Source organism: Herbidospora mongoliensis (genome assembly GCF_001570545.1).
Classification (GTDB): domain Bacteria; phylum Actinomycetota; class Actinomycetes; order Streptosporangiales; family Streptosporangiaceae; genus Herbidospora; species Herbidospora mongoliensis.
Genome location: NZ_BBXD01000012.1, coordinates 205,884 through 230,495, shown reverse-complemented (window position 1 = coordinate 230,495; position 24,612 = coordinate 205,884). Strand labels below are relative to the sequence as shown.

Genomic DNA, 24,612 nt, shown 5'->3' with positions numbered 1-24,612 from the left:
CCCGCCCTCTCGCGTGGGGGCGGGCGGCCCCTCGGGGCCTCAGAAGAGGGTCGGCGGCAGGTGGCCCTCCATCGTCAGCAGCCACCTCTTCGACTCCACGCCCGTGCCCCCGGAGAACCCGCCCAGCCCGCCGCCCGCCACGACCCGATGGCACGGGACGATGATCGGGATCGGGTTGCTGCCCATGATCGACCCGATCGCCCGTGCCGGGATGCCGGTCTCGTTGGCCAGGTCGCCGTAAGTCACGGCCCGCCCGTAGGGCACGCTCTCGAAGAGCAACCCCAGCACCCGCCGCTGCGTCTTGGACATCAGCCGCCAGTCGATGGGGATCGTGAACTCCTTCAGCTCCCCGCCGAAATAGGCGGCAAGCTGATCACCGACGTCATCACGAACAGCGGCCTCGGAGCCGCCCGGTCCGTCACCGGACTCCGGGTCGTCGAGAAACGGCCGCAACCGCTCTTGGACCCGCTCCCGGAACTCCGGAGTGTCCTCGAACGAGGTGGCCACCACCCCTTCCGGGGTCACCGCGGCCACGACGAGACCGACATCGGTCTGCACGGACACGAAACTCAGCCCCATCCGCAGCCTCCCTGCAGCTCGTAGCGGACACCTCCCGACCCTAGTCCGCGCCACCGACATAACCGGACCTCCTACCATGAGGCGGTGTCCAACCGTGAGCTGATCGTTCTCGGCACGTCGAGTGCGGTGCCGACGCGCTCGCGCAACCACAACGGCTACTTCCTCCGCTGGGACGACCAGGGCGTCCTCTTCGACCCCGGCGAAGGCACCCAGCGGCAGATGCGGCTGGCCGGGGTCAGCGCCCACGACATCACCTGGATGTGCGTCACCCACTTCCACGGCGACCACTGCCTGGGCCTCCCGGGGATCATCCAGCGGATCGCCCGCGACGGCGTGCCCCACGAGGTCGGCGCGGTCTACCCGGCGAGCGGCGAGGACTACTGGCTGCGGCTGCGCCACGCCACCGCCTTCGCCGACACCTCGGTCATCACTCCCCACCCGGTCCAGGGCGCCGTCGCGACCCTGCCGCTCCCGGGCCTCACGCTGACCGCCCGCCCGCTGTCCCACCCGGTCGACGCCTACGGTTACCGTCTCGACGAGCCGTCGGGCCGCCGGATGATCCCTTCGGAACTCTCCCGGTACGGAATCAGCGGCGCCCAGGTCGGCCGGCTCCATCGTGAGGGCCGCCTCGGCGAGGTCACCCTCGACCAGGTCAGCGAGCCTCGCGTGGGCCAGAGCATGGCGTTCATCATGGACACGCGGATGTGCGACAACGTCCACGCCCTGGCCGAGGGCGTCGACCTGCTGGTCATCGAGTCGACGTTCCTGTCCTCCGAGGCGGCCGTCGCCCGTGAGTACGGCCATCTCACCGCAGCCCAGGCCGGGCAGGTCGCGGCGGCGGCGGGCGTCCGGAAACTCGTCCTGACCCACTTCTCCGAACGCTACGTCCACGACGACGAACGTCGCTTCGGCGAGGAGGCGGCGAAGGCCTATTCGGGCGACATCGTGGTGGCCCGCGACCTGATGCGCGTGCCGGTGCCGAAACGCCGCCGCTGACCTGCGACTACGCCTGCGGCGCCGATGCCGCCGTGACGTAGTAGGCCACCCCGTAAGGCGCATCCGAACAGAGCAGCTCAGCGGGCCAGTCGGGCAGCGTCTGGAAGGCCGCCCGCCCGGCCGCCCACATCTCCGCCGCCTCGTCCGGGTCGAGCGATGAGGCCCGCCCGTCGACGAGGGCGGCCGCCACCCGCTCGGAATAGGCCGCCGCACCCGGATGCAGGTATCCCGGGGACTTCTCGGTCAGCCGCGCCGAGCCATCGCCCATGACCAGCAACGCCACCCGTTCGGCCAGCTCCCCCACCCGTGAACGCAGGGCGTGGCAGTCGGCGGGAGTGGTGTCGTACGGAAGGGATTCGAGATGGAGCGGCACCTCGGAGGAGGACAGCAACCACCGGCCGATCGTCAGCGACAGCGGCAGAACCGGCGTCCCGCTCCCGACGGTCACGTCGCCACCCCACGGCCGCAGCGTCCCGGCGGCGGACGCGGGGTAGGCACGCCCGGTCTCCGCGCCTCCCACGACCGCGATCAGGTCGGGGGACGCGGCATGGAGCACCGCCACGGCCGCGAAGCACGCGGCCCTGAGGGAGTCGAGCTCAGCCGACGCGGCCCCGGCGAGAGAGGGAACGATCAGCGGTGGATTCGGGCACACGGCAGCGGCGACGAGCACGCCCCAGCGTATCCACCGCTGATCTGTCCATCGGCCCCCGATCGGTGACGAGCGTCCAGCAGATGTCACGAAATTTCGGGCGGCGAACAGCCGCCACGCATCAGCTTCCGCTGACCGGACACACTCAGCGGGGCCTCAGTCCGAACCGACATCGCTGTGACCCGCCCGCGAGCCCGCCGAATCCTCAAGCGGTTGGTTCTCCCAACCCCACCGGCCCTTGCCGAACGCCGCTGAAGGACCAGGCCCGCTTAATACCCGCCGATCGGCCCGCCCGGCTCGATCGCGCCCGCGTCGCCCGTCCGGTCGATCTCGTCGGGGTCGCTCTGGGCCGGCTGGGTCGGCTTGGCGGCCGGCTTCTTGGTCGGCTTCGCCGCGGGCTTCTGCTGTCCGCTGGTCCCGCCGCTGCCCTGCTCCTCCTCCGACGATTCGCCCGAGGAGTCGCCGGAAGCGACCGGGGTGTCCTCCTGGACGTCGTCCTGCACCGCGGGAGCCTCGCCGTCCTCCGCGGGGAAGTCGGGCGGCGACTCCGCCTCGGGGGCTTCGGCCACTTCGGTGTCGGCCGCCGGAGGTGCGGCCGAGGTCGCCGCGGGGGCGGGGCCTGAGGCCGGGGTGGATGTGTCGCCGTTCAGGGCGAGGCCGATGCCGGCTCCGCCGACGACCGCCACCAGCGCGCCGGCGACGATCGCGATCGTCTTGGTGTTGCCGCCTGATCGTGCCCGGCCTGGTGGCGCGGATCGGTTCATGAGGGTGACTCCAGGCTGCTTGGTTGAGGGTCCCAGCAGCCTAGCCACAATCCCGAATCTAGGCTCATAAATGCAGATTTAGGTACAAATCAGCGGTAGCCGAAGTCCTGGGTCCACCACGGCCCCTCGGCCCCCTGCTTCAGGCCGACCCCGATCGCCGCGAGATCGCAGTTGAGGATGTTGGCCCGGTGACCAGGGCTGTCGAGCCACGCCTGCACGACCTCGCGCGGCGTCGTCTGCCCCCGCGCGATGTTCTCCGCCGCCGGGTAGTCGTAGCCGGCCGCCTCGATGCGGTCCCACGGGGAACGCCCGTCGAGGGAGTCGTGGCTGAAGTAGTCGCGGGCGGCCATGTCGCCGGAGTGGAGCCGGGCCGCCTTGCGGAGGCGCTCGTCGATCCGCAGCGCCCTGCACCCCTCGGCCCGGCGGGCCACGTTGGTCAGCCGGACGACCTCGTCTTCGGCCACCTTCAGAGCGCTGGCCGGCGCGGTGGCGGCGACCGGAGCGGTGCCGGCGCGTTCCTTGGTCGTCTTGCGGGCGGGCTTGTTGGTCTTGACCCGCACCGTGGGCTTCTGCTTCGGCGGCGGACTGGGTTCCGCGCTCGGGACCGTATACGAGTCGACCGGCACGGGGGGCTCGCTGGCCATGTCGAACGCCCCGGTCTGCCCGCTTCCGCAGGCGGTCAGGAGCGCGGGCACCAGAAGAAGCCAGCCACGCTGCCGGAACGAGGGCATCCGGGACCTTCCTGTGTCACTCCGCGAACGGGTGCCACACTAATCCCAGTAACGAATTCGCCGCACGCGAATCACGAAAGAATCACGACAGACCGGAATCAAGTCGTCGCAGGTGGCGAAGCCCTGCAGGGAGGCTAGGAAACCTCACAGCCGGTGGCCACCGGCAACGGCGCCGGACGTCCGATCGTCGGCATCCCGAGGCTGACCCCCGTGGAGGCGGGCCGGCCCTGCCGGGCCTCCCACGCGTCGCCCGACCGCGTCCGCCGCACCCCGACGACCTTGTCGGCCACCAGGTGGTGCGGCGCCGCGTAGGTCACCTCGGCGGTGACCATGTCACCGGGCCGGGCGTCGGCCCAGGCCACGTGGACGAGACGGTTGTCCGGCGCCCGCCCTGAGAGACGCTGGGTCGCGCCGTCCTTGCGGCCCTCGCCCTCGGCGATCAGCACCTCGAGGACCCGCCCGGTCTGCGCGGTGTTCTCGGCCCAGGCGATCTCCTCCTGGACGGCGATGAGGCGGTCGTACCGCTCCCGGACGACCTCCTTCGGCACCTGGTCGGGCATGGTGGCCGCCGGAGTTCCGGGCCGGATCGAATATTGGAACGTGAAGGCGTTGGCGAACCGCGACTCCCGCACCACGTCGAGCGTGGCCTGGAAGTCTTCCTCGGTCTCGCCGGGGAACCCGACGATGATGTCGGTGGAGATGGCGGCGTCGGGCATCGCGGCGCGGACCCGGGAGATGATCCCCAGGTATTTCTCGGCCCGGTAGGACCGCCGCATCGCCTTCAGCACCCGGTCGGAGCCCGACTGCAGCGGCATGTGCAGCTGGTGCATGACGTTGGGCGTCTCGGCCATCGCCGCGATCACGTCGTCGGTGAAGGCGGCGGGATGAGGCGAGGTGAACCGCACGCGCTCGAGCCCGGAGATGTCTCCGCAGGCCCGCAGCAGCTTCCCGAACGCCAGCTTGTCGCCGAACTCGACGCCGTAGGTGTTCACGTTCTGCCCGAGGAGGGTGACCTCCATGACGCCCTGGTCGACCAGGGCCTGGATCTCGCCCAGGACGTCGCCGGGCCGGCGGTCCTTCTCCTTGCCACGCAGGGCGGGGACGATGCAGAACGTGCAGGTGTTGTTGCAGCCCACCGAGATGGCGACCCAGGCGGCGTAGGCGGACTCGCGCTTGGTCGGCAGCGTCGACGGGAAGACCGTCAGCGACTCCTCCAGCTCGACCTGCGACTCCTCGGCCACGCGGGCGCGTTCGAGCAGGGCCGGCAGGGAGCCGATGTTGTGGGTGCCGAACACGACGTCGACCCACGGGGCCCGGCGCACGATCTCGCCCTGGTCCTTCTGCGCCATGCAGCCGCCGACGGCGATCTGCATGCCTGCGCGGGCGGCCTTGATCGGGCGCAGGTGGCCGAGGTTGCCGTAGAGGCGGTTGTCGGCGTTCTCGCGCACGGCGCAGGTGTTGAACACGAGCACATCCGGGGTGTCGCCCTCGGGGGCGCGGACATACCCGGCGTTCTCCAGCAGGCCCGACAGGCGCTCGGAGTCGTGGACGTTCATCTGGCACCCGTAGGTCCGTACTTCGTACGTGCGGGTGCTCTCCTCTGTCGCAGTCATCTCAATCGACAAGCCTAGGCGCTCCGGCGAGCCCAACAAGCCCGGGACATTGTCCCGCCTAATCGGGCATAGGGGTCGATATCCTGGCGTCCGATGACAACCAGGTGGGCCGTGTGCGTGATCGGGCTCGCGGCGGCGGCCGTGGCTCTCGTTCTCGGGCTGGTCAACGGCCTGGGTGTGGTCACGCTCAGCCATCTGCTGTTCGTGGCGGCGTGCGTCGTGATCGGCACGGTGATCGGGGTCAGGCGGCCGGACAACGCCGTCGGCGTGCTGCTGCTGATCGCCGGGCTCTCGTTCACGGCGCTCGACTTCTTCGGGCAACTCGCGCTCTGGCGGCCGGAACTGTCACTGCTGGCCTGGCCGCAGAACTTCCTCTGGGTGCCCGCGAACCTGGCGTTGGCCGCGATCCCGTTTTGCTTCCCGGACCGCCGCCTGCCCGCACCGAAGATCGTCGCCGCCCTCGTGGCGCTCGCCGCGCTCCCGTGCGCGTTCGCGCCGGGGACCAACCAGCAGCTCGGGTACGGCACCGCGATGCGCAACCCGTTCGGGATCGAGGCCCTGGCGGGCACCGCGAAGTTCACGGAGAGCGCGATCACCGTGGTCGCGGGGCTGATCTTCCTGTTCGGGGCCGCCGACCTCGCCCGCCGGTCCCGGCGGATCGAGCGGGCCCAGGTCCAGTGGCTCGTGTACGCCGTCTCGATCGCCGGCCTGGTGATCGTGCTCCGGCTGGCCGCCGGCCTGACCGACGATCTGCCGGACACCCTGTGGCCGATCGACAGCGGCTTCTGGGAGATCGCCGGGACGGTCGGGATCACCCTCGTGATGGCCGCCATCGGCATCGCGATCGTGCGGCACGGCCTGTTCGACATCGAGCTCGTCATCAACCGCACGCTCGTCTACGCCGTCCTCACCGCGTTCGTGACCGGCGGATACGTCGCGATCGTGGGCTACCTCGGCGCGGTCTTCCAGAGTCGGGGGCTTCCGCTGGCCGTAGCCGCCGCCGGTCTGGTCGCGGTCGTCTTCGCCCCGCTGCGGGCGCGGGTGCAGCGCGCCGTCAACGTGCTCATGTACGGCCGCCGCGACGACCCCTACGCCGCCCTCGCCCACCTTGGGCGCAGCCTGGAGGTCCGGCCCGACGCCCAGGCCGCGGCCGGGTCGGTGGCCGAGGCGCTGAAACTCCCCCACGCCGCGGTGGAGCCTCTCGGCACGGCCGCGGATCCCGGGCTGGTGCGCCTGCCCCTGACGTACCGGAACGAGCTTGTCGGGCACCTCGCCCTCGCGCCGCGACCGGGGCAGCGGGAGTTCGGCGCCAGGGACCTGCGGCTGCTGGAGGACCTGGCCCGGCAGATGGGTCCCGTCGTGCACGCCGAACGGCTGGCGACCGATCTGCGGGCCTCGCGGGAGCGCCTGGTGGTGGCCCGCGAGGAGGAGCGGCGACGGCTGAGAAGGGATCTGCACGACGGGCTCGGGCCGACGCTGGCCGCGCTGACCATGCGGGCCGAGGCGGTCCAGGACCTGGTCGCAGACCAGAGGGCGCGGGCGCTGCTGGAGGAGATGATCGGGGCGGCCCAGGCGGCCACCGCCGATGTACGGGCCCTCATCGACGGGCTGCGGCCGCCCGCGCTCGACACCCTCGGGCTCCTCGGGGCGCTCCGGACCCATGTGGCGGGGCTGCCCGGAGAGCCACGGGTAGGTCTCGATCTGCCTGTCGAGCTGCCGGAACTGTCGGCGGCTACCGAAGTGGCGGCATACCATATTGCTGTCGAGGCGATTAATAACGCCCGCCGCCACTCCGGCGCCGGCACCATCACGCTCCGGCTTGTCCCCTGGAAGAACCTGCTGGTCGAAGTCGTCGACGACGGCCTCGGGGCCGAAGGGCCTCCGGGGGTCGGCCTGACCTCCATGCGCGAACGGGCCACCGAACTGGGCGGCTCCTTTGTGATCATCACTGCGCACGGCACCACCGTGCGCGCCCAGTTGCCTATAGGAGCCTGAATGGAACAGATCCGAGTACTGCTGGTCGACGACCACCCCTCCTTCCGGGCGGGCCTGCTGGCGCTGCTCAAGCCGGTCATGGGCGTCCAGATCGTCGACCAGGCGTCCTCGGGCGAGCAGGCCCTGGCCCTCGTCCCCCAGGTCCAGCCCGACGTCGTGCTGATGGACCTGGCGATGCCCGGCATGGGCGGCGTGGAGACGACCGAACGGCTGGTCCGCGACCACCCGCACATCCGGGTGCTGGTGCTGAGCATGGCCGACGACGACGAAACGGTCTTCGCCGCCCTGCGGGCCGGCGCCCGGGGTTACGTGTTGAAGGGGTCCAGGAAGGCCGAGCTGGTGCGGGCGATCCTGGCCGTCCACGGCGGCGAGGCGCTCTTCGGGCCGTCGATCGCGTCCCGGCTGTCCGGCTACTTCACCGGGCTGGCCAAGCGCGAGCAGGGGTTCCCCGAGCTGACCGTCCGCGAGCGGGAGATCCTCTCACTGATGGCCGCCCACATGACCAACCCGCACATCGCCGAGCGGCTCGCGCTGAGCGGCAAGACCGTCCGCAACCACGTGTCGAACATCTTCGCCAAGCTCCACGTCGCCGACCGCGCCCAGGCGGTCACGCGGGCACGGGAGTCGGGGTTCTGAGCAGCGGGGTCCTGAGCACGATCCGCGCCACCCAGGCGAGAGCGGCCAGCTCCAGCAGCGAGCCGATCGACTGCGTCGCGGGCGACGTGCTCATCACCACGAACGGCCACACGATGCCGGCGATCACGGCGACCGGCACCCACCAGGGCGCGGCCTTCTTGGCCGCCAGGCCGACGACCAGGATCAACGTGCCGACGTGGGTGAGGAAGCCGGGGAGGAGCATGCCGAACAGGAAGCCCGGCAGCTCACCCGCCGCCGCGGTGACCTGCTTGGCGGTCTCCGCGGGCACGCTCTGGGCCAGCGCCAGGTCGTAGAAGTCGGTCATGAACAGGGTGCAGGCCGTGGCAGCGCCGAAGAGCCCCAGGGTGAGGCCGGTGTTGGCGAGCCCTCGGGCCCTCGCGTAGAGGGGCGCGGCCAGGCCGAACAGCGCCGGGATCATGGCGAGAGTGGCGTACAGGAAAAGAAGCCCGCTGATCTGCACCTGGCCCGGCATGGAGGCGAACAGGGCCGGATCGTGCTCCTCGCTGGGCGGCGAGGTGAGGAAGGCGGCGAAGAGCAGGACGGGCCAGGCGACGAGCGCCCCCGCGGCGACGGTGCGCCGGTATTTATCGGTCATGCCTTCACCCAAGCGACTACTTGCCCCAAATCTCATGAGTCCAGCTCGGGAAGAATGTCCCGACCAGCCGGGATGACCAGGACAGTCGTGATGTGAGTCCGTGATGTGATCGGTATAACTCCGCTGCTGACTTGGAGATATCGGCCCCTTTACTTTGAAGGCCATGACGGAAGCCAAGGGATCGACTTCTCTTGTCAGGCTCGAGGGCGTCAACAAGCACTTCGGCGCCTTGCATGTGCTGAAGGACATCGACCTAGACATCGCACGGGGTGAGGTCGTGGTCGCCATCGGCCCTTCGGGTGCCGGTAAGTCGACGCTCTGCCGGGTGATCAACCGCCTGGAGACCATCGACACGGGCACCATCACCTTCGACGGGAAGAGTCTCGCCGTGGAGGGGCGCGCGCTGGCGCAGCTGCGCTCCGAGGTCGGCATGGTGTTCCAGTCGTTCAACCTGTTCGCGCACAAGACGATCCTCGAGAACGTCACCCTCGGACCCATCAAGGTCCGCAAGATCGCGCGTGCCGAGGCCGAGAAGCGCGGCATGGAGCTCCTGGAGCGGGTCGGCATCGCCTCACAGGCGGAGAAGTACCCCGCCCAGCTCTCCGGCGGCCAGCAGCAGCGCGTGGCCATCGCCCGCGCCCTGGCCATGGATCCGAAGATGATCCTCTTCGACGAGCCCACCTCGGCACTGGACCCCGAAATGGTCCAGGAGGTGCTCGACGTCATGATCTCGCTGGCCAGGGACGGCATGACCATGCTCGTCGTGACCCACGAGATGGGGTTCGCCCGCCGGGCGGCCCACCGGGTGGTCTTCATGGCCGACGGCGCCGTCGTCGAGCAGAACACCCCCGACGAGTTCTTCACGAATCCGGGCACCGATCGTGCCCGCGATTTTCTCAGCAAGATCCTCACACACTGAAGGTGGCTGTCATGCGTGTCCGTCGTATCGGTGCTCTCCTTTTGACCGCAGCCGCGTTGGCGGCGAGCCTGACCGCGTGCGGTGGCGACGACAAGTTCGTCATCGGCGTGAAGTTCGACCAGCCCGGACTGGGCCTGAAGGGGACCGACGGCAAGCCGACGGGCTTTGACGTCGATGTGGCCAAGTACATCGCCAAGGAGCTTGGCTACTCGGAGGACAAGATCGAGTGGAAGGAGACCGTGTCGGCCAACCGCGAGCCCTTCATCCAGCAGGGCCAGGTCGACATGGTGCTGGCGACCTACTCGATCACCGACGCCCGCAAGGAGCTCGTCTCCTTCGCCGGTCCCTACCTGGTCACCGGGCAGGACATCCTGACGCGCGCCGACGACACCACGATCGCCGACGTCGAGGGCCTCTCGGCCAAGAAGGTCTGCGGCGCCCAGGGCTCCAGCTCCCCCAAGCGACTGGTCGACAAGTTCGGTGAGCCCTGGAAGGGCCAGTACCTGACCGAGCAGCAGGGCTACGGCGCCTGCCTGCCGCTGCTGGAGCAGAGCCAGGTCGACGCGATCTCCACCGACGCCACCATCCTGGCCGGCTTCGCCGCGCAGCAGCCCGGCAAGTTCCGCCTGGTCGGCAAGCCCTTCTCCGAGGAGAAGTACGGCGTCGGCCTCAAGAAGGACGACAAGGAGACCCGCGACAAGGTCAACGCGGCGATCGAGAAGATGTTCGGCGACGGCTCGTGGAAGAAGGCCGTGGACGCCAACTTCGGCGAGTTCGCCACCGCCTTCGCCACCCCGCCGGCGCTGGAGAAGTACTGATCTGACCGGCTCGCGGCCCTCCCCTCGGGGAGGGCCGTGCTCTTTTGGGAGGTGGGGCCGTGGGTGCCCTCGTCGAAGAGTTCCCGGTCATCCTGGGCGCGTTCTGGCTGACCGTACGGCTCACGCTGGCCAGTGCCGTGGTGGCGCTGGTGCTGGGCACCGTCCTGGCCGCCATGAAGGTCAGCCCGTTCGGTGTGCTGCGTGGGGTGGCCACCGCGTACGTCAACACGCTGCGCAACACCCCGCTGACCCTGGTGATCGTGTTCTGCGGGCTCGGGCTCGGGACCGTGCTCGACGTCTCGTTTTCCGAGTCCCTGTCGACCAACTACCTGTGGCTGTCGATCATCGGGCTGTCGGCGTACACCGCCGCGTTCGTCTGTGAGGCCATCAGGTCGGGCATCAACACCGTGCCGGTCGGGCAGGCCGAGGCGGCTCGGGCGCTCGGCCTGACGTTCACGCAGAACCTGCGGTTCGTGGTGCTGCCGCAGGCGTTCCGGGCGATCATCGCGCCGCTGGGCAGCCTGCTGATCGCGCTGACCAAGAACACCACGGTCGCCGCCGCCATCGGGGTCGGCGAGGCGTCACTGACCATGAAGTCCATGTTCGAGCAGCACCAGGACTCGGTCGTCGCGATCTTCTTCGGGTTCGCGCTGGCCTTCCTCGTGCTCACCCTCCCCACCGGCCTGGCGTTCGGCTGGCTGTCCCGACGGCTGAAGGTGGCCCGATGAGCTCCGTCCTGTACGACACTCCGGGCCCCCGTGGGATCCTGCGCAACCGGATCCTGACGTTCGTGTTCGCCGCCGCGGTGATCGTGGCCGCGTGGTTCGTCTACCTGAAGTTCGACGAGAAGGGCCAGTTCGACGCGGCCCTGTGGGAGCCGTTCCTGCAGGCCGACGTCTGGGTGAACCTCATCATCCCTGGGCTGCTCAACACGCTGTCGGCCGCCGCCGTGGCCACGCTGATCGCGGTGCCCTTCGGGTTCGTGTTCGGCATCGCCCGGCTGTCGGAGCACCGGTGGATCAGGGTGCCCGCCGGGGCCGTCGTGGAGTTCTTCCGCGCCATCCCGCTGCTCATCATGATCTTCTTCGCCCAATACGGCGGCTCGGCCGTGCTCGGGCTCACCGTGACGTCGTTCACCGCCGTGGTGTTCGGGCTGGTGCTCTACAACGGGTCGGTGCTGGCGGAGATCGTCCGGGCCGGGATCCAGTCGCTGCCGCGTGGCCAGAGCGAGGCCGCGCTGGCCGTCGGGCTGCGCAAGGGCCAGGTCATGCGGCTCATCCTGCTGCCGCAGGCGGTGACGGTGATGATGCCGGCCATCGTCAGCCAGCTCATCGTGCTGCTCAAGGACACCGCGCTCGGGTTCATCGTCGCGTTCGAGGACCTGCTCAACGCGGGTGCCCGAATTCTCCCGGCGAACTTCCGCAACCTGATCCCCGCGGTCATCGTCGTGGCGATCATTTACATCTTCATCAACGTTCTGGTCGGACTGGTCGCCAACTGGCTGGAACGCCGCTCCCGCCGCAGTAGGAAGACCACGGTCAAGCCCATCGAGGCTCCCCAGTCGGTCGGCGTGGGGTAAGCCTTTACGTGTCGTATCGGCGTCACAGGCGATCAAGATCTGATCCTGATCGGGTGTGGCGCGTCCTGGCTGCGGGTATCGCGGCCCTCTCGATCGCGGCCGGGCTCGCGGGCTGTTCGGGCACCGGCCTTCTGATCGGTGTCCGCGCGGGCCAGCCCGGCCTGGCCGAACGGCAGCCCAGCGGCGGCTGGTCCGGCTTCGACATCGCCGTGGCCCATTACGTGGCCCGGCAACTCGGTTACCGGAACGACCAGATCCGGTACACCACCGACCTGGCCTCGGCCGACCTGGTCATGGGGCCCGCGCGGGAACCGTATGTCGGCCCCTACCTGGTCGCGACCAAGGACATCCTGGTCCGGGTCCGCGACCGCGACCGGACGCTGAAAGACCTGGCCGCGGGCCTGGTCTGCGGCACCCGGGCCGACACCCTCGGCCTGAGCGGCCGCTTCGGCGCCGAATGGCGGGCCACGCACCTGGCGGAGGCCAACGTGCCCGCCGCGTGCGGTCCGCTGCTGGCCGACCGGCGCACCGACGCGATCATCGCGGACGCCCCCGTGCTCGCCGGTCTGTCGGCGCAGTATCCGGGCCGGTTCCGCCTGGTCGGACGCGCTCTCGCGCAGGAACGGTACGGCATCGGCCTGTCGGAGCGGACCGAGTCGTGGCGCGGGGAGATCGAGGACGCGCTGCGCCAGATGTTCGACGACGGGTCGTGGCACCGGGCCGTCATCGACTACCTGGGCGAGCTCGCCACCCAGTACGAGATGCCGCCCGCCCTGGAAAAGCGGTAACCGCACGACATCATCAGCCGGGTTCGGGCAGGATGCCGTGCATGCTCCCCGAGCGCGCGCCTCTGCCGTACGCCGCCCGCATATCCACCGCCGACGTCGCCCGTTCCGGACTGGACCTCGGCTTCCCCACCGTGATCGGCGACGAGGTGTGGTGGGAGGAGGACCGGCCCGCCCAGCACGGCCGCCGGACCATCGTCCACCGCGCCTCCGACGGGCAGCGGCGCGAGATCCTGCCGGCCCCCTGGGACGCGCGGACGCGGGTACACGAATACGGCGGACGGTCCTATCTCGTCATCCCCGAACACGGCGTCGTCTTCGCCGAACACTCCGACCAGAGGCTTTACCTGGTCTCCCACGGGGAGCAGCCACGGCCCATCACGGATGAACCCGGCTGCCGGTACGCCGACCTCTCCTGGTCCTGCGGGCGCATCTTCGGCGTACAGGAGAAGCATCACGACGACGGAAAAGTGGAACGCGCCGTTGTCGCCGTCTCGCTGGACGGTTCCGTCTCCGTGATCGCGTCCGGGTCGGATTTCTACGCCTCGCCCACGGTTTCTCCTAATGGGGAGCATGTGGCGTACATCTGCTGGAACCACCCCCGGATGCCGTGGGTCGGAACCGAGCTGCGGATCACCCGGATCGACGACGGCTCGTCGTGGACGGTCAAGGGCGGACCGACCGAGTCGGTGCTCGCGCCGACCTGGAAGGACGACCGCAACCTCTACCTGGTGTCCGACTGGTCGGGCTGGTGGAACCTCTACCAGATCGGCATGTTCGGCACCTCGCCCCGGGCGCTCTTCCCCTCCGAGGAGGAGTTCGCCGGGCCCCTGTGGCAGCTCGGCGGGCGGCCCTACGTGGTGCTGGGCGACGGGCGGCTCGGGGTGCTGCACGGGCAGGGGAACCTGCGGCTGGGCCTGCTCGACGTGGAGTCGGGCCTGCTCGACGACCTCGACGTGCCCTACGACGGGTTCCAGCCGGTGCTGTCGGCCGACGGGCGGATGCTGGTCGGGATCGGCTACGGGTGGGATCTGCCGCGTTCCGTGGTGCGCGTCGACACCGTGACCGGGCGGGTGGAAGCTCTGCGGCGGGACATCGCGGAGCTGCCCGACGTGGCCTACCTGCCCCGCCCTTCGGCGGTGATGATCGACCACCGCGTGCCGGCCTATCTGTATCCCCCGCTCGACGCGAATGGTCCTTCGCCCTTCGTGGTGTTCGCCCACGGCGGGCCCACCGGGCACGTCACGACGGAGCTCAGCCTGGCGCGGGCCTTCTTCACCACGCGGGGCATCGGGGTGCTCGACGTGAACTACGGAGGGTCGACCGGGTACGGGCGGGCCTACCGGGAGAAGCTGAGCGGCCAGTGGGGCGTGGTCGACGTCGACGACGTGGTCGCGGCGGCCGAGTGGCTCGCCTTCTCCGGCCACGCCGACCCCGATCAGATCGCGATCCGGGGTGGCAGCGCCGGGGGCTGGACCGTGCTGGCGGCCTGCGCGGCCTCCGACGTGTTCGCGGGGGGTGTGTCGATCGCCGGTGTCACGTCGCTGGGGCCCCTGCCGGAGGCGACACACGACTACGAGTCCCAGTACGCCGGGTGGCTCGCCGGGCCTGACGGTGTCCGTCACGAACCACTGGCCCGGGTCGGCGAGATCGACTGTCCCGTGCTGCTGCTGCAGGGCCAGAACGACCCGGTCGTGCCGCCGTCACAGGCCGAGACGTTCGTCGCCGCCCTCACGGCTCGCGGGGTGCCCTGCACCTACCTGGCCTTCGAGGGCGAGAGCCACGGGTTCCGCCGCATCGAGACCAGAACCGCCGCCCTCGCCGCCGAGCTCTCGTTCTACCTGCAGATATTTGGCTAGCGCGAGCGCGACCACCGCGGCACAGATCACCGGCATGATCCAGAAGGCGGGCAGCGGCCCCTTGCTGACCGCCACCAAGGCGATGTTCGGGGCCACGCCCTGCAGGAATGCGGCGAACATCCCGGCGCCGAAGGCCCCCGACCTGCTGAACGCACCGAGGACGAGGTAAAGCACGATCAAGGCGTTGCTCGCTGCGAAACTGATGAGGTCGACCGCGTCGACCAGCGCGGTGGTGCAGCATTCGAACGTGGTTCCGTCCCATCGCTCATCTATTCGCGTCGGGAAGTTCCCGGCCGACACCAAGACCACGAAGATCGCCACCGCCGCCATCGCCAGGCTCCCGTTCCGCCGGGTCACCCGGAAGACCAGCCGATCCCGCCACACGATTCCGAAGAACAGCAATGCCGCCGTCATCGCCAGCACGAAGCTGTTCCACCAGTCGTCCTGATAGGGCTCTCTCCAGATCACGTCGACCACGGTGGGCACGCTCACAGAGGTCCACATCGCCAGATTTCCGAGCGCGACGCCCGCCCCGAACATCGCCGTACGGCGGAACAGCAGCAGAACCGCAGTGGGAATCAGCACAAGATGGAAGGTCAGCTCAGACCAGAAGATGCGCCAGAACCCGGGTGATCCCCACCACGTCGACATCACCCAGAGCCAATAGGCGTTCAGGCCGGCCAGGAGAAGCGCGGCGAGGTAGTCGCCCCACCTGATCGGCCGCCGCTCGACGGTGGGCGGCTCCGGAGCCGGAGCGGCGTCGGCCTTTTCGCAGACCGGGCACTTGACCCAGTCGGGAACCGTGTCCGTATGACAGCTGAGACATAACATCCGATCACGCCACCGATCCCCAGCCTGAAAGCTTCGGGGAAGTATGGCGTACAACGATCATTTCCAGCCAGAAAGGCCCGCCTGGCAGGCGGGCCCTCCTCACCTAGGTACTAGCGGCTCGCGGCCTTGACGATCAGCGAGGTCACCACCTCGGGGTGGCTCATCATCGGCACGTGGGAGCTGTTGATCTCGACGATGAAGCCCTTGGCGCGCTTGGCCATCGCGCGCTCGGCCACGGTCGGGATGATGTTGTCCTGCTTGGCGACCACGAAGTAGCTCGGGATCGTCTTCCAGGCGGCCGGACCCGACGGGGTCACCAGTGCGGCGAGCGCGCCGGGACGCTGGGTGGCGGCCATGACCGCGCTGGTGCTGCGGGGCAGGTCCTGGGAGAACAGGCGGTGGAAGTGGGCCGGGTCGATGTAGGCGTCGGCGTCGCCCCCCTGGGCGCCGGGGAACGGCTTGACCTTCAGGTGGTTGGTGACCTCGGTCTCGCCGCCGGCCAGGTGGTTGGCGTCGCTGACGCTCTCGCCCTCGTCGAGGGCGTAGGCGGCGACGTACACCAGCGACTTGATGTTGGCGTTTCCGGTGGCGGCGTTGCTGATGACGGCGCCGCCGTAGGAGTGGCCGACCAGGACGACCGGGCCGGTGATGGTGGACAGGAACTGACGCAGGTACTCGGCGTCGGAGTGCGGGCCGCGCAGCGGGTTGGAGAAGGCGGTCACCTCGTAGCCCTTGCGGATCAGCTGACCGGCGACGTCGTTCCAGCCGCTGGAGTCGGCGAACGCACCGTGCACCAGCACGATGGTGGGCTTCGGCTTGGGGGTTCCGGCGGCCTGGGCCGGACCGGCGAGGGTCAGGCCGGCGAGGAGGCAAGCGGCGAAAAGGGTCTTGAATAAGCGGGTCATGCCACTCATCGTCGGCTGGGCCGCACTACCCGCGAATCATGTGGTCTTCGTAGTCTTTGCGCCAGATGTCCCGGTGTCGTCACGTGCTTTCCGTGTCAACGGCTGGTGCGCGGAGGCCCGCCGCCTTGCGGTTCGGCGTGCTCGTCCCGTTGCGAGTCTGGCGGGAAACGACATCCTTGCGGCGGTCCGCACCAGGCGGGTGGCCGACGCGTCCTCTTGTACTCCGGGGACGACCGGGGAAACGCCTCGGCATCGATCTGGGCGACCTGGCCACCGGCGGCGCATTCCCGACCCTCAACCTCATCCAGCTCTAAGAAGGCCTTCCGCCGATTCACGTCTCGACGCAGGCGGCCGATGAAACCGGTCGCCTGCGCAGTGCCTCTCGGCAGGCCCTCGTGTGGCAGGGACCGGCGGCGACCTGGCAGCTCTGGGCGCTCTCGCGCTCCCAGCAGGCCTTCGGGTGGCCAGGGACCCAAACCGGCAGGATCCCCGGCCCGCCGACGCCGGGCACGAACGAAGCCGGGGGCTCGCGCGCAAACGCGGTGAGTGGCTAACGCGCGAACTCGGTGGCGCGCGACTCGCGTACCACCGTGATGCGGATCTGGCCCGGGTAGGTCAGCTCCTCCTCGACCTGCTTGGCCACGTCACGCGCGATCACCTGCGCCTGGATGTCGTCGACGTTGTCGGGCCGCACCATCACGCGGATCTCACGCCCCGCCTGCATGGCGAAGACCTTCTCCACGCCCTCGTGTGCCTGGGCGATCTCCTCGAGCCGCTCCAGCCGCTTCACGTAGGCCTCCAGGCTCTCCCGTCGCGCCCCGGGCCTGCTGCCGCTGATCGCGTCGGCGGCCTGGGTGAGAACCGCTTCGACGGTACGCACCTCGACCTCGTTGTGGTGGGCCTCGATGGCGTGGACGACATCTTCGTGCTCGCCGTAACGGCGGGCGATCTCGGCGCCGATGAGGGCGTGGCTGCCTTCGACCTCGTGGGTGAGGGCCTTGCCGATGTCGTGGAGCAGCGCGCAGCGCTTGACCAGGTCGCGGTCGAGCCGCAGCTCGGAGGCCATGATGCCGGCGATGTGAGCCGACTCGATGAGGTGCTTCAGGACGTTCTGCCCGTAGGAGGTCCGGTAACGGAGCTGGCCCAGCAGCGTGATCAGCTCGGGGTGCATCTCGGTGATGCCGAGCTCGACGAGGGCGTCTTCCCCGGCCCGCACACAGAGGTCCCGGACCTCGGCCTTGCTGCGCTCGTAGGCCTCTTCGATCCGTTGCGGATGGATGCGCCCGTCGAGGACCAGCTTCTCCAGCGTCAACCGGGCGGTCTCGCGGCGCACCGGATCGAAACAGGACAGCAGCACCGCCTCAGGCGTGTCGTCGATGATCAGGTTCACGCCCGTCGTCGACTCGAAGGCCCGGATGTTGCGGCCCTCGCGCCCGATGATGCGCCCCTTCATCTCGTCGCCGGGAAGATGCAGCACGCTGACGACCGACTCGGCCGTCTGCTCGGTCGCGACGCGCTGGACCGCCAGCGTCACGATCTTGCAGGCCCGCTTCTCGCCTTCCTTGCGCGCGTCGCCCTCGATCTCCCGGACGATCAGCGCCGCCTCGCGCTTCGCCTGGTTCTCGATATCCTTGACCAGCTCGCCCTTGGCCTGGTCGGCGGTCAACCCGGCCAGCCGTTCGAGGATCTCCCGCCGCTGCTCGCCCATCTTGTCGAGCTCGGCCCGCCGACCGGCAAGATCACTCTCGGTCTCGGCCAGCTTCCCGACCCGCTCGGTGTGCAGCCGCCCCTCTTCGTCGAGCCGCCGCTCACGCTCCGCCAGCCGGCCTTCCCGCCGCTCGAGGTCGGCGCGCAGCTCCTTCAGTTCGTTCTTCAGTACGCGCGACTCCTCCTCGACCTCCCGCCGCATCACCGCCGCGCCCTCGATGAGGGCCTCAGACTTGCGGATGATCTCGCCGGCGTCGTTCTCGGCCTTGTCGCGGATCTCCGCGGCCTCTTCGCGGGCCCTCTCCATCTCCTTCTCCCGGACGCTCTCGCTGAGCTCCACGCGGATCTGGTCAAGCTGCTCCTGACTCGGACCGAGCTCTTTCGGGGCGGTACGACGGAGCAAAATGATCAGGAGGGCCGCAATCGCCGCGAACGCCAGCAGCAGCACCGCCACTGCAAGCACGATCACGATCGTCATGTCCATGCGCACCCACCCCTTCTACGTCAAGCCGACAAGGGGTCACCAGCACAGCACGAAGACACCTGGTGGCACCACCAGGACATATATTCGTACCCCGAAAAGATCGAGGCCCGTGGTTCACCGTTATGGCAATCCGCGCTGCGCGGAGTAACTCCTCACTGCGGTCGAGGTTAAGCGTCATTCGGGTAACGAGCAAGCAAAGACGCGGCAGGTGGCGAGTTTTTCTCGATCATCATTTCCCGGTTTCCGGACGAGCCGGACGGGGCACCCGAGCACGGAGCGAATTGAACCCGCTTCCGTACGTCATGACCGATGAGCCCGAGATGCCACGAAGACACCGTTACGACACGGGACCAGAGACGGCTAACAACCACGATCAGGATCATTTGAGCACAGGGACGGTCATACTCGGCGTCAAGACACGCGGCGACCGGATCCCCCCAGATCCCCCGAACGAGACAAGCCACGCTCTGAAACCAGCCCCCCGATTTCAGAGCCGCCGAACTCCCGGCCCCTCTGTCTCACCCCACCCGCACCCCAGCTACTGACTCAGATCGGCGGGTTCGTCAGATCGGCGGGTTCGAGGGCCACCAGGCTCAAGCTGCCAGACCCAAGGTCACAGACTCCAGAGCCGCCAGGACCTAAGCCGCTGAACCCGAGTCACTAAACTCGAGCCGCAAAGCTCCGGACCGCTCGGACGCATGCCAGGGTCGGCCACGTTCAGGGCCACCGAGCTGAGCCGCCAAGGCCACCGACTCAATGGCACCCGCTCTCAGGCCACCGAGCCAATTTGCCCACGTCGAGGCCCCTGGACTCGTGCCCGCGCAGCCACATGGTCGCTGTTCAGGATGCGCACCTCCGCACAGGCGCGCAGGTTGTCGGCCTACGCGTGCGGCCAAACGAACTGTTCGAGGTCCGCACCAGCGCGAAGGTCCCCGTCAGCCGGCCGCGGACCGGTGGATCTTCTTTCTTCCGTTACGGCTCCGCCTGGCCGGCCCCGCCCGCCGCCTCCGGATCGCCCAGTAACCGGCGCCAACCGGCCGCGCCCGGATCGCTCGGCCACGCCAAGGGCATGGCCCCACCGCCGAACTCCAGTTCACCGAACCCGAAGAGCCACGAGCTCGGCCTTGATGGCCGAACCCTCTGCAGCCTCCAAGGCGATCGCAGAAAATCCAGGCAGCCGCCTCCAGCACCAGAGCATCGCCGTGAAGACAGCCGTAGAGCCTCCACGGCAATCACAGAGAATCCAGGCAGCCGCCATCAGCACCAGGGCGTCACTGTGAAGGCGGCCGCACAGCCTCCACGGCAATCACAAAGAGTCCAAATAGCCGCCCTCGGCGCCCTCGGTCTCTTCCCCCTCAGCCTCCAGCGCTTCTTTCACGATCCGGAACGCCAGACCCGCTGAATAGCCCTTCCGCGCCAGCATCCCGACCAGTTTCCGGGTCCGGACACGAGGATCGGCGCCGCTGGTCGAGCGTAGCTTCCGGGCGACGAGCCGCCGGGCCGTCTCGACCTCCTCGTCGGGGTCGAGTTGCTCTACGGCCTCTTTGACGGTCTCCTCCTCCACCCCGCGATGCCGCAGCTCCTGGGCCAGCGCCCGGCGCGCGAGCCCCCGCCCGTGGTGGCGCGAACTGACCCATGCGGCCGCGAACGCCTGATCGTCGATCAGCCCGACCTCGGAGTAGCGTTCGAGGACCCGTTCGGCCACCTCCTCGGGGATCTCCTTCTTCCGCAGCGCCTCGGCGAGCTGGGCCCGTGTCCGAGGGGCGAGAGTGAGCAGCCGCAGGCAGATCCCCCGCGCCCGCGCTTCGGGATCGGAACTGTGCTCCTCGGAAGAGGACCCACGCCGTTTCGACCGACCACCCGCGTCGTCACCACCGCCGAAGAGCCCACCACCTTCAGGAGCGCCGCCGTCGGCGTCGCCACGACGGGACGCACGGCGGCCCGTCTTACCCGCACGCCTGCGGCGCCCACGGCCATCGGGTTCCTCATCCGGCACCGCACCCCAGTCATGAGGATTCGAGTGATCATCCGGTGCTTCACGGAGCCCCTGGGAGCCCTCCGGGCTGTCCTGCCCATCGCCGCCGTCGAACCGGCCCGCGCGCTTCCGCCCACCGCCGCCTGAGGCACGGCGGCCCCGTCCTTCGTCATCGGAGAGGCCACCGGCGGACTTCGGGGCATCAGGCTCCGCGATCAGGAAGGCGGGCTCCGGTCGTTCCCCAGTGGGGGATCGCCCACCCCTAGAAGATCGGGTCACCCGCTCCTGATCATCGTCTCCAGAAGGCCGGCCTCGCCCTTTCCGGACAGCCCTACCAGGCGACCCGCCGGAGTTCCCCTGATCATCACTGACAGCGGGGTCGTCAACGGCGGGATCCGGCTCTTCGCCCGGCCATCCGCCGCCTCGTACCGTCTCAGGGTCGATCTCCGACCACGTTGAGCCGCTGGAGGACCAGCCCGAGCGCGAATCGGCGGAGCCCCATACGGGGTCGGACTCGCGCTCGTCGTCGTAGGGCCACCCGGAGCGGCCCCGGGCGCCCCGGTCGTCGTCGTCCCAGGAGTCGGAAGGTTGCACCGGATCGGTTAGACGTCACCCGGCTTCGGGGTGGCGGCGGCCTTGGAACCTCGGCCGGTCGGGGCCGGGGCGGCCACGGGGGCGGCGGGAGTCTCGGGCTTGGCGTCGAGGCGGGGGCCGATGCCGAGCTTCTCCTTGATCTTCTTCTCGATCTCGTTGGCGATGTCGGGGTTGTTCTTCAGGAAGTTGCGGGCGTTCTCCTTGCCCTGGCCGAGCTGGTCGCCCTCGTAGGTGTACCAGGCGCCGGCCTTGCGGACGAAGCCTTGCTCCACGCCCATGTCGATCAGGCCGCCCTCGCGGCTGATGCCGAAGCCGTAGAGGATGTCGAAGTCGGCCGTGCGGAAGGGCGGGGCCATCTTGTTCTTGACGACCTTCACGCGGGTGCGGTTGCCGACGGGCTCGGTGCCGTCTTTCAGGGTCTCGATGCGGCGCACGTCGAGACGGACCGACGCGTAGAACTTCAGCGCCTTACCGCCCGTGGTGGTCTCGGGCGAGCCGAACATGACGCCGATCTTCTCGCGCAGCTGGTTGATGAATATTGCGGTGGTGCCCGTGTTGTTGAGGGCGCCGGCGACCTTGCGGAGGGCCTGGGACATCAGGCGGGCCTGGAGACCCACGTGGCTGTCGCCCATCTCGCCCTCGATTTCGGCCTTGGGCACCAGGGCCGCGACCGAGTCGATGACGATGATCTCGACCGCGCCGGAGCGGATCAGCATGTCGGCGATCTCCAGCGCCTGCTCACCCGTGTCGGGCTGGGAGACGAGCAGCGCGTCGACGTCGACGCCGAGCTTCCTGGCGTATTCGGGGTCGAGGGCGTGCTCGGCGTCGATGAAGGCGGCGATGCCGCCCTGGCGCTGGGCGTTGGCCACGGCGTGGAGGGCGACGGTCGTCTTACCTGACGACTCGGGGCCGTAGACCTCAACGATCCGGCCGCGGGGGAAGCCGCCGATGCCCAGGGCGACGTCGAGGGCGATCGAGCCGGTCGGGATGACCTCGACGGGGGCGCGCGCCTCCTCACCGAGGCGCATGACGGAGCCCTTGCCGAACTGCCGCTCGATCTGGGCGAGGGCTGTTTCGAGGGCCTTGTCGCGGTCGTTCACTGCCATTGGGGTGCCCCCTGTGAGGGTCGTGGGTTGTTCCTGTTACCGGAACGCTATGGGGTGCCACTGACATTTTCTGGAGACGCTGCCTCCAGGGCGGCGGTCCAAATATAGCCGAACGACTGTTCGATGACACCCGGAACGGCCTATGAGTTCGCGTACGGAGAAGGAAAGAGAACCCATCCGGAAGGTCACATTCCCGGGCATTGTGATCAGACTGTTGCCATGCCGCTGACCTGCGGCGATCCTGGAGGAGACGGGCGAATCAGCCAGACCAGAACCCGCGAGTGAGAAGGCGGCGCCGTGTCGACAGAAAACGAACGCCGTGCCCTCCTGGAGACGCTCGCCGAGCGGCTTCCCGAACGCGGGCTCCAAGGCCGGATGCTGGGCGGGGCCGAGCCCGTCCTGTGGATCTGGCATCCCCGCACGAGCCGGCAGACCATCGTCCTGGCCACCCAGTCGGGCGGCGGGTGGCTGTTCCTCTGGTCGCCCGACGGCCAGGAGAACGCCGACGATCCCGAAGTCGCCGCCGACACGCTGGAGAAGCTCCTCTCTCAAGCGGCTTGACACCCCATCTCCACAAATGTGTGGCACGCTGATCCGTTGGGCCCGCAGCCGTGTTGAGGAGATGACAGATGGGCGCACTGGAGGCGAAGGCGGCTCTGGTGACGGGTGGTTCGCGGGGGATCGGGCGAGCCGTCGTACAGAAACTGGCTCGCGAAGGCGCCCACGTGGTCTTCAGCTTCAACGAGAACCGGTCGGCGGCCGAAGAGGTCGTCGCCCATGTGGCCAGGTTCGGCGGCGTCGCTCACGCCGTGCGTGCCGACATGGGCTGTCCTGACGACGTGAAACTGCTTTTCGAGCAGGTCGTACGCCAGCTCGGCACCCTCGACATCCTCGTCAACAACGCGGCGATCAACCCGATCCGGCGCATCATCGACGCCACCGCCGAAGACTTCGACCGGGTCATGGGCGTCAACGCCAGGGGCCCGTTCCTGGCGATCCAGGCGGCGTCCCGCATTCTGCGCGCGGGCGGGCGGATCGTGAACATCTCCTCGTTCGGCACCCGCGCGCCCGCCGAGGGGCTGTCGCTCTATCTGGCCAGCAAGGCCGCGCTGGAGTTACTGACCGCCGTCGCCGCCCGGGAGCTGGGCGCGCGCGGGATCACCGTCAACGCGGTCTCCCCCGGGGTGACCGACACCGAGCTGATGCGCGAGTCGACGGGGGTGAGCGCCGACGAGACGTTCGACGGGATCACCGCCAAGACCGCGCTGCGGCGACTGGGCGAACCGGCCGACATCGCCAACGTGGTGGCGTTCCTGGCCGGGCCCGACTCCCAGTGGATCACCGGCCAGAACCTGCGCGCGACCGGCGGGCTCATCGTCTGAGAAGCAGGACGCGGAAGACCGAAGGCCAGTCGAATCAGCCTCAGAGAAAGACGCTTCACCCGCCCAGCGGGTGCCTCTCCGGACCTGTTCCCAGGCGCTCCGCCTCGGCGAACGTGATCACCATGTATCTGCCGTTGGCGTAGCTGACCACCGGACGCCCCAGCCGCTCGCCCACGGTATGGGCCACGCCCTGGAACAGTTCCACCAGTTCGGGGGTGTCGGCGCTGACCCTGAACCGCCCGCTCGCGGCCAGGTGTTCGGCGACCAGGGGGACGAAGTTCGCCTCGGCGCGGATCTTCTCCTCAGACGTGAGGGGGGTACGCCCGGACATGTTCTCTCCTTGCTAGCGGAGCCTGGGGTCGACGTCGACGACCTGGCAGACCGCCTGCCAGATCTGTTTCGCCGCGATGCCGTCGGCGAAAGCCTGTTCCACGGTCCGGCCGCCGAGTCCTGCGATCACGTAGTCCTTCGCCCAGGACTCGGCGTACGCCTCGCCGAAATGGCGGGACATGCGGTTCCAGAATTCCGTGAGTCGCATGGCCCCCAGTATGGCCGGGTCGTGAGGGTGGTCAGAGCACCCGGGAGCCGTACATCTCGCCGAGGGGGTCGGCGAGAAGTTCCAGGCGGGCGCCGTCGGGGTCGCGGAAGTAGATGGAGGCGCCGCTCTCCATGACGTAGGGCACTCCCGCCGCCTCCAGCTTGCCGCGCAGGCGCTCCCACACGACCGGCTCGACGGAGATCGCGATGTGGTGGAGGCCGCCGAGCACCTCCTGGTAGGGGCCGAGGTCGAGGCCGGGGAAGTCGAAGAAGGCCAGCAGGTTGCCGTTGCCGATGTCGAAGAAGAAGTGGTTGGAGCCCTTGTAGTCGCGGTTCTCGAAGATCTCGGTGAGAGGGAACTCCAGAAGGTCCTGGTAGAATTCGATCGTGCGTTCGACATTAGACGACAGCAGTGCGAAGTGGTGCAGGCCGCGCGCGCTGCTCGGGGGTCGGCGCTCGTTGAGGTGACGCTCTTTTATGACGGCCCTGGTGGCTTCTATGGCCTCGTAGTCGATGTCCATGGTTCACATGATTGTCGCTTTAACCGCAGAT

Annotated in this window: 24 protein-coding genes; 11 read left to right on the top strand and 13 right to left on the bottom strand. The window is 68.9% G+C overall.

Annotation, left to right across the window (positions count from 1 at the left end):
• Nucleotides 1-39 precede the first annotated feature (39 nt).
• On the bottom strand, nt 40-579 hold the full coding sequence (locus tag AW272_RS15885; RefSeq protein WP_066365204.1) for a methylated-DNA--[protein]-cysteine S-methyltransferase: 540 nt from the start codon (nt 577-579) through the stop codon (nt 40-42).
• An 84-nt stretch (nt 580-663) separates the two neighbouring features.
• Between AW272_RS15885 and AW272_RS15880 the strand changes: the two genes are divergently transcribed.
• Nucleotides 664-1,575, top strand: coding sequence for a ribonuclease Z (locus AW272_RS15880; protein ID WP_066365201.1), 912 nt, complete (start codon nt 664-666; stop codon nt 1,573-1,575).
• A 7-nt stretch (nt 1,576-1,582) separates the two neighbouring features.
• Here the strand turns inward: AW272_RS15880 and AW272_RS15875 are convergent, their stop codons facing one another.
• The 4 genes from AW272_RS15875 to miaB form a co-directional block, all read right to left on the bottom strand.
• Entirely contained in the window at nt 1,583-2,245 is a 663-nt protein-coding gene (locus AW272_RS15875; protein WP_066365197.1) for a class III extradiol ring-cleavage dioxygenase family protein, read from the bottom strand.
• A gap of 248 nt (nt 2,246-2,493) precedes the next feature.
• Entirely contained in the window at nt 2,494-2,988 is a 495-nt protein-coding gene (locus AW272_RS15870; RefSeq protein WP_066365194.1) for a hypothetical protein, read from the bottom strand.
• An 89-nt stretch (nt 2,989-3,077) separates the two neighbouring features.
• Nucleotides 3,078-3,719, bottom strand: a complete 642-nt coding sequence (locus AW272_RS15865; RefSeq protein WP_066365191.1) for a CAP domain-containing protein — start codon at nt 3,717-3,719, stop codon at nt 3,078-3,080.
• Nucleotides 3,720-3,853: 134 nt separating this feature from the next.
• Nucleotides 3,854-5,332, bottom strand: a complete 1,479-nt coding sequence (gene miaB / locus AW272_RS15860) for a tRNA (N6-isopentenyl adenosine(37)-C2)-methylthiotransferase MiaB (protein ID WP_066365180.1) — start codon at nt 5,330-5,332, stop codon at nt 3,854-3,856.
• Nucleotides 5,333-5,425: 93 nt separating this feature from the next.
• Here miaB and AW272_RS15855 point away from each other — a divergent pair, with 93 nt between their 5' ends.
• Nucleotides 5,426-7,327 carry a sensor histidine kinase gene (locus tag AW272_RS15855; protein WP_083958359.1) on the top strand — a complete coding sequence of 634 codons (1,902 nt, stop codon included), beginning with the start codon at nt 5,426-5,428 and terminating at the stop codon, nt 7,325-7,327.
• Nucleotides 7,328-7,963, top strand: coding sequence for a response regulator transcription factor (locus tag AW272_RS15850; protein ID WP_066365176.1), 636 nt, complete (start codon nt 7,328-7,330; stop codon nt 7,961-7,963). It begins immediately after the preceding gene.
• On the opposite strand, the gene AW272_RS15845 is transcribed toward AW272_RS15850, so the two are convergent.
• Entirely contained in the window at nt 7,935-8,579 is a 645-nt protein-coding gene (locus AW272_RS15845; protein WP_066365172.1) for a hypothetical protein, read from the bottom strand. The two genes, AW272_RS15850 and AW272_RS15845, sit on opposite strands and share 29 nt — an antisense overlap.
• Before the next feature lie 163 nt (nt 8,580-8,742).
• Between AW272_RS15845 and AW272_RS15840 the strand changes: the two genes are divergently transcribed.
• The 6 genes from AW272_RS15840 to AW272_RS15815 are packed head-to-tail and all read left to right on the top strand — an operon-like array spanning nt 8,743 to nt 14,539.
• Nucleotides 8,743-9,498 (top strand): amino acid ABC transporter ATP-binding protein, encoded by a 756-nt coding sequence (locus AW272_RS15840; protein ID WP_066365890.1) that lies wholly within the window; start codon nt 8,743-8,745, stop codon nt 9,496-9,498.
• 11 nt (nt 9,499-9,509) lie between these two features.
• Nucleotides 9,510-10,316 (top strand): glutamate ABC transporter substrate-binding protein, encoded by an 807-nt coding sequence (locus AW272_RS15835; protein WP_066365164.1) that lies wholly within the window; start codon nt 9,510-9,512, stop codon nt 10,314-10,316.
• A 59-nt stretch (nt 10,317-10,375) separates the two neighbouring features.
• Entirely contained in the window at nt 10,376-11,044 is a 669-nt protein-coding gene (locus AW272_RS15830) for an amino acid ABC transporter permease (protein WP_066365163.1), read from the top strand.
• Entirely contained in the window at nt 11,041-11,895 is an 855-nt protein-coding gene (locus tag AW272_RS15825) for an amino acid ABC transporter permease (RefSeq protein WP_066365155.1), read from the top strand. Before AW272_RS15830 ends, AW272_RS15825 begins: the two co-directional genes overlap by 4 nt.
• Before the next feature lie 53 nt (nt 11,896-11,948).
• A complete protein-coding gene (locus tag AW272_RS15820; RefSeq protein ID WP_066365153.1) occupies nt 11,949-12,683 on the top strand; it encodes a type 2 periplasmic-binding domain-containing protein in 735 nt (244 codons plus the stop codon).
• 41 nt (nt 12,684-12,724) lie between these two features.
• Nucleotides 12,725-14,539: a S9 family peptidase gene (locus AW272_RS15815; protein WP_066365149.1), complete on the top strand. Its 1,815-nt coding sequence runs from the start codon at nt 12,725-12,727 to the stop codon at nt 14,537-14,539.
• 941 nt (nt 14,540-15,480) lie between these two features.
• On the opposite strand, the gene AW272_RS15810 is transcribed toward AW272_RS15815, so the two are convergent.
• The 4 genes from AW272_RS15810 to recA form a co-directional block, all read right to left on the bottom strand.
• On the bottom strand, nt 15,481-16,275 hold the full coding sequence (locus tag AW272_RS15810) for an alpha/beta fold hydrolase (RefSeq protein ID WP_066365141.1): 795 nt from the start codon (nt 16,273-16,275) through the stop codon (nt 15,481-15,483).
• 550 nt (nt 16,276-16,825) lie between these two features.
• Nucleotides 16,826-18,466 (bottom strand): ribonuclease Y, encoded by a 1,641-nt coding sequence (gene rny / locus AW272_RS15805; protein ID WP_066365139.1) that lies wholly within the window; start codon nt 18,464-18,466, stop codon nt 16,826-16,828.
• 1,306 nt (nt 18,467-19,772) lie between these two features.
• The gene (gene recX / locus AW272_RS40620; protein ID WP_218010911.1) at nt 19,773-20,462 is read right to left on the bottom strand and encodes a recombination regulator RecX; all 690 of its coding nucleotides are present in this window, start codon (nt 20,460-20,462) and stop codon (nt 19,773-19,775) included.
• Between the two features lie 581 nt (nt 20,463-21,043).
• Complete coding sequence (gene recA, locus AW272_RS15795) at nt 21,044-22,141, bottom strand: recombinase RecA (RefSeq protein WP_066365137.1); 1,098 nt, start codon at nt 22,139-22,141, stop codon at nt 21,044-21,046.
• A 297-nt stretch (nt 22,142-22,438) separates the two neighbouring features.
• Here recA and AW272_RS15790 point away from each other — a divergent pair, with 297 nt between their 5' ends.
• Nucleotides 22,439-22,702, top strand: a complete 264-nt coding sequence (locus AW272_RS15790) for a hypothetical protein (protein ID WP_066365135.1) — start codon at nt 22,439-22,441, stop codon at nt 22,700-22,702.
• A gap of 68 nt (nt 22,703-22,770) precedes the next feature.
• Nucleotides 22,771-23,523, top strand: coding sequence for an SDR family NAD(P)-dependent oxidoreductase (locus tag AW272_RS15785; RefSeq protein ID WP_066365132.1), 753 nt, complete (start codon nt 22,771-22,773; stop codon nt 23,521-23,523).
• A gap of 55 nt (nt 23,524-23,578) precedes the next feature.
• Here the strand turns inward: AW272_RS15785 and AW272_RS15780 are convergent, their stop codons facing one another.
• The 3 genes from AW272_RS15780 to AW272_RS15770 are packed head-to-tail and all read right to left on the bottom strand — an operon-like array spanning nt 23,579 to nt 24,581.
• Nucleotides 23,579-23,854, bottom strand: a complete 276-nt coding sequence (locus AW272_RS15780; protein ID WP_066365125.1) for a hypothetical protein — start codon at nt 23,852-23,854, stop codon at nt 23,579-23,581.
• A 12-nt stretch (nt 23,855-23,866) separates the two neighbouring features.
• The gene (locus AW272_RS15775) at nt 23,867-24,061 is read right to left on the bottom strand and encodes a DUF3046 domain-containing protein (RefSeq protein WP_066365122.1); all 195 of its coding nucleotides are present in this window, start codon (nt 24,059-24,061) and stop codon (nt 23,867-23,869) included.
• A gap of 31 nt (nt 24,062-24,092) precedes the next feature.
• Complete coding sequence (locus tag AW272_RS15770) at nt 24,093-24,581, bottom strand: VOC family protein (protein WP_066365120.1); 489 nt, start codon at nt 24,579-24,581, stop codon at nt 24,093-24,095.
• Nucleotides 24,582-24,612 lie beyond the last annotated feature (31 nt).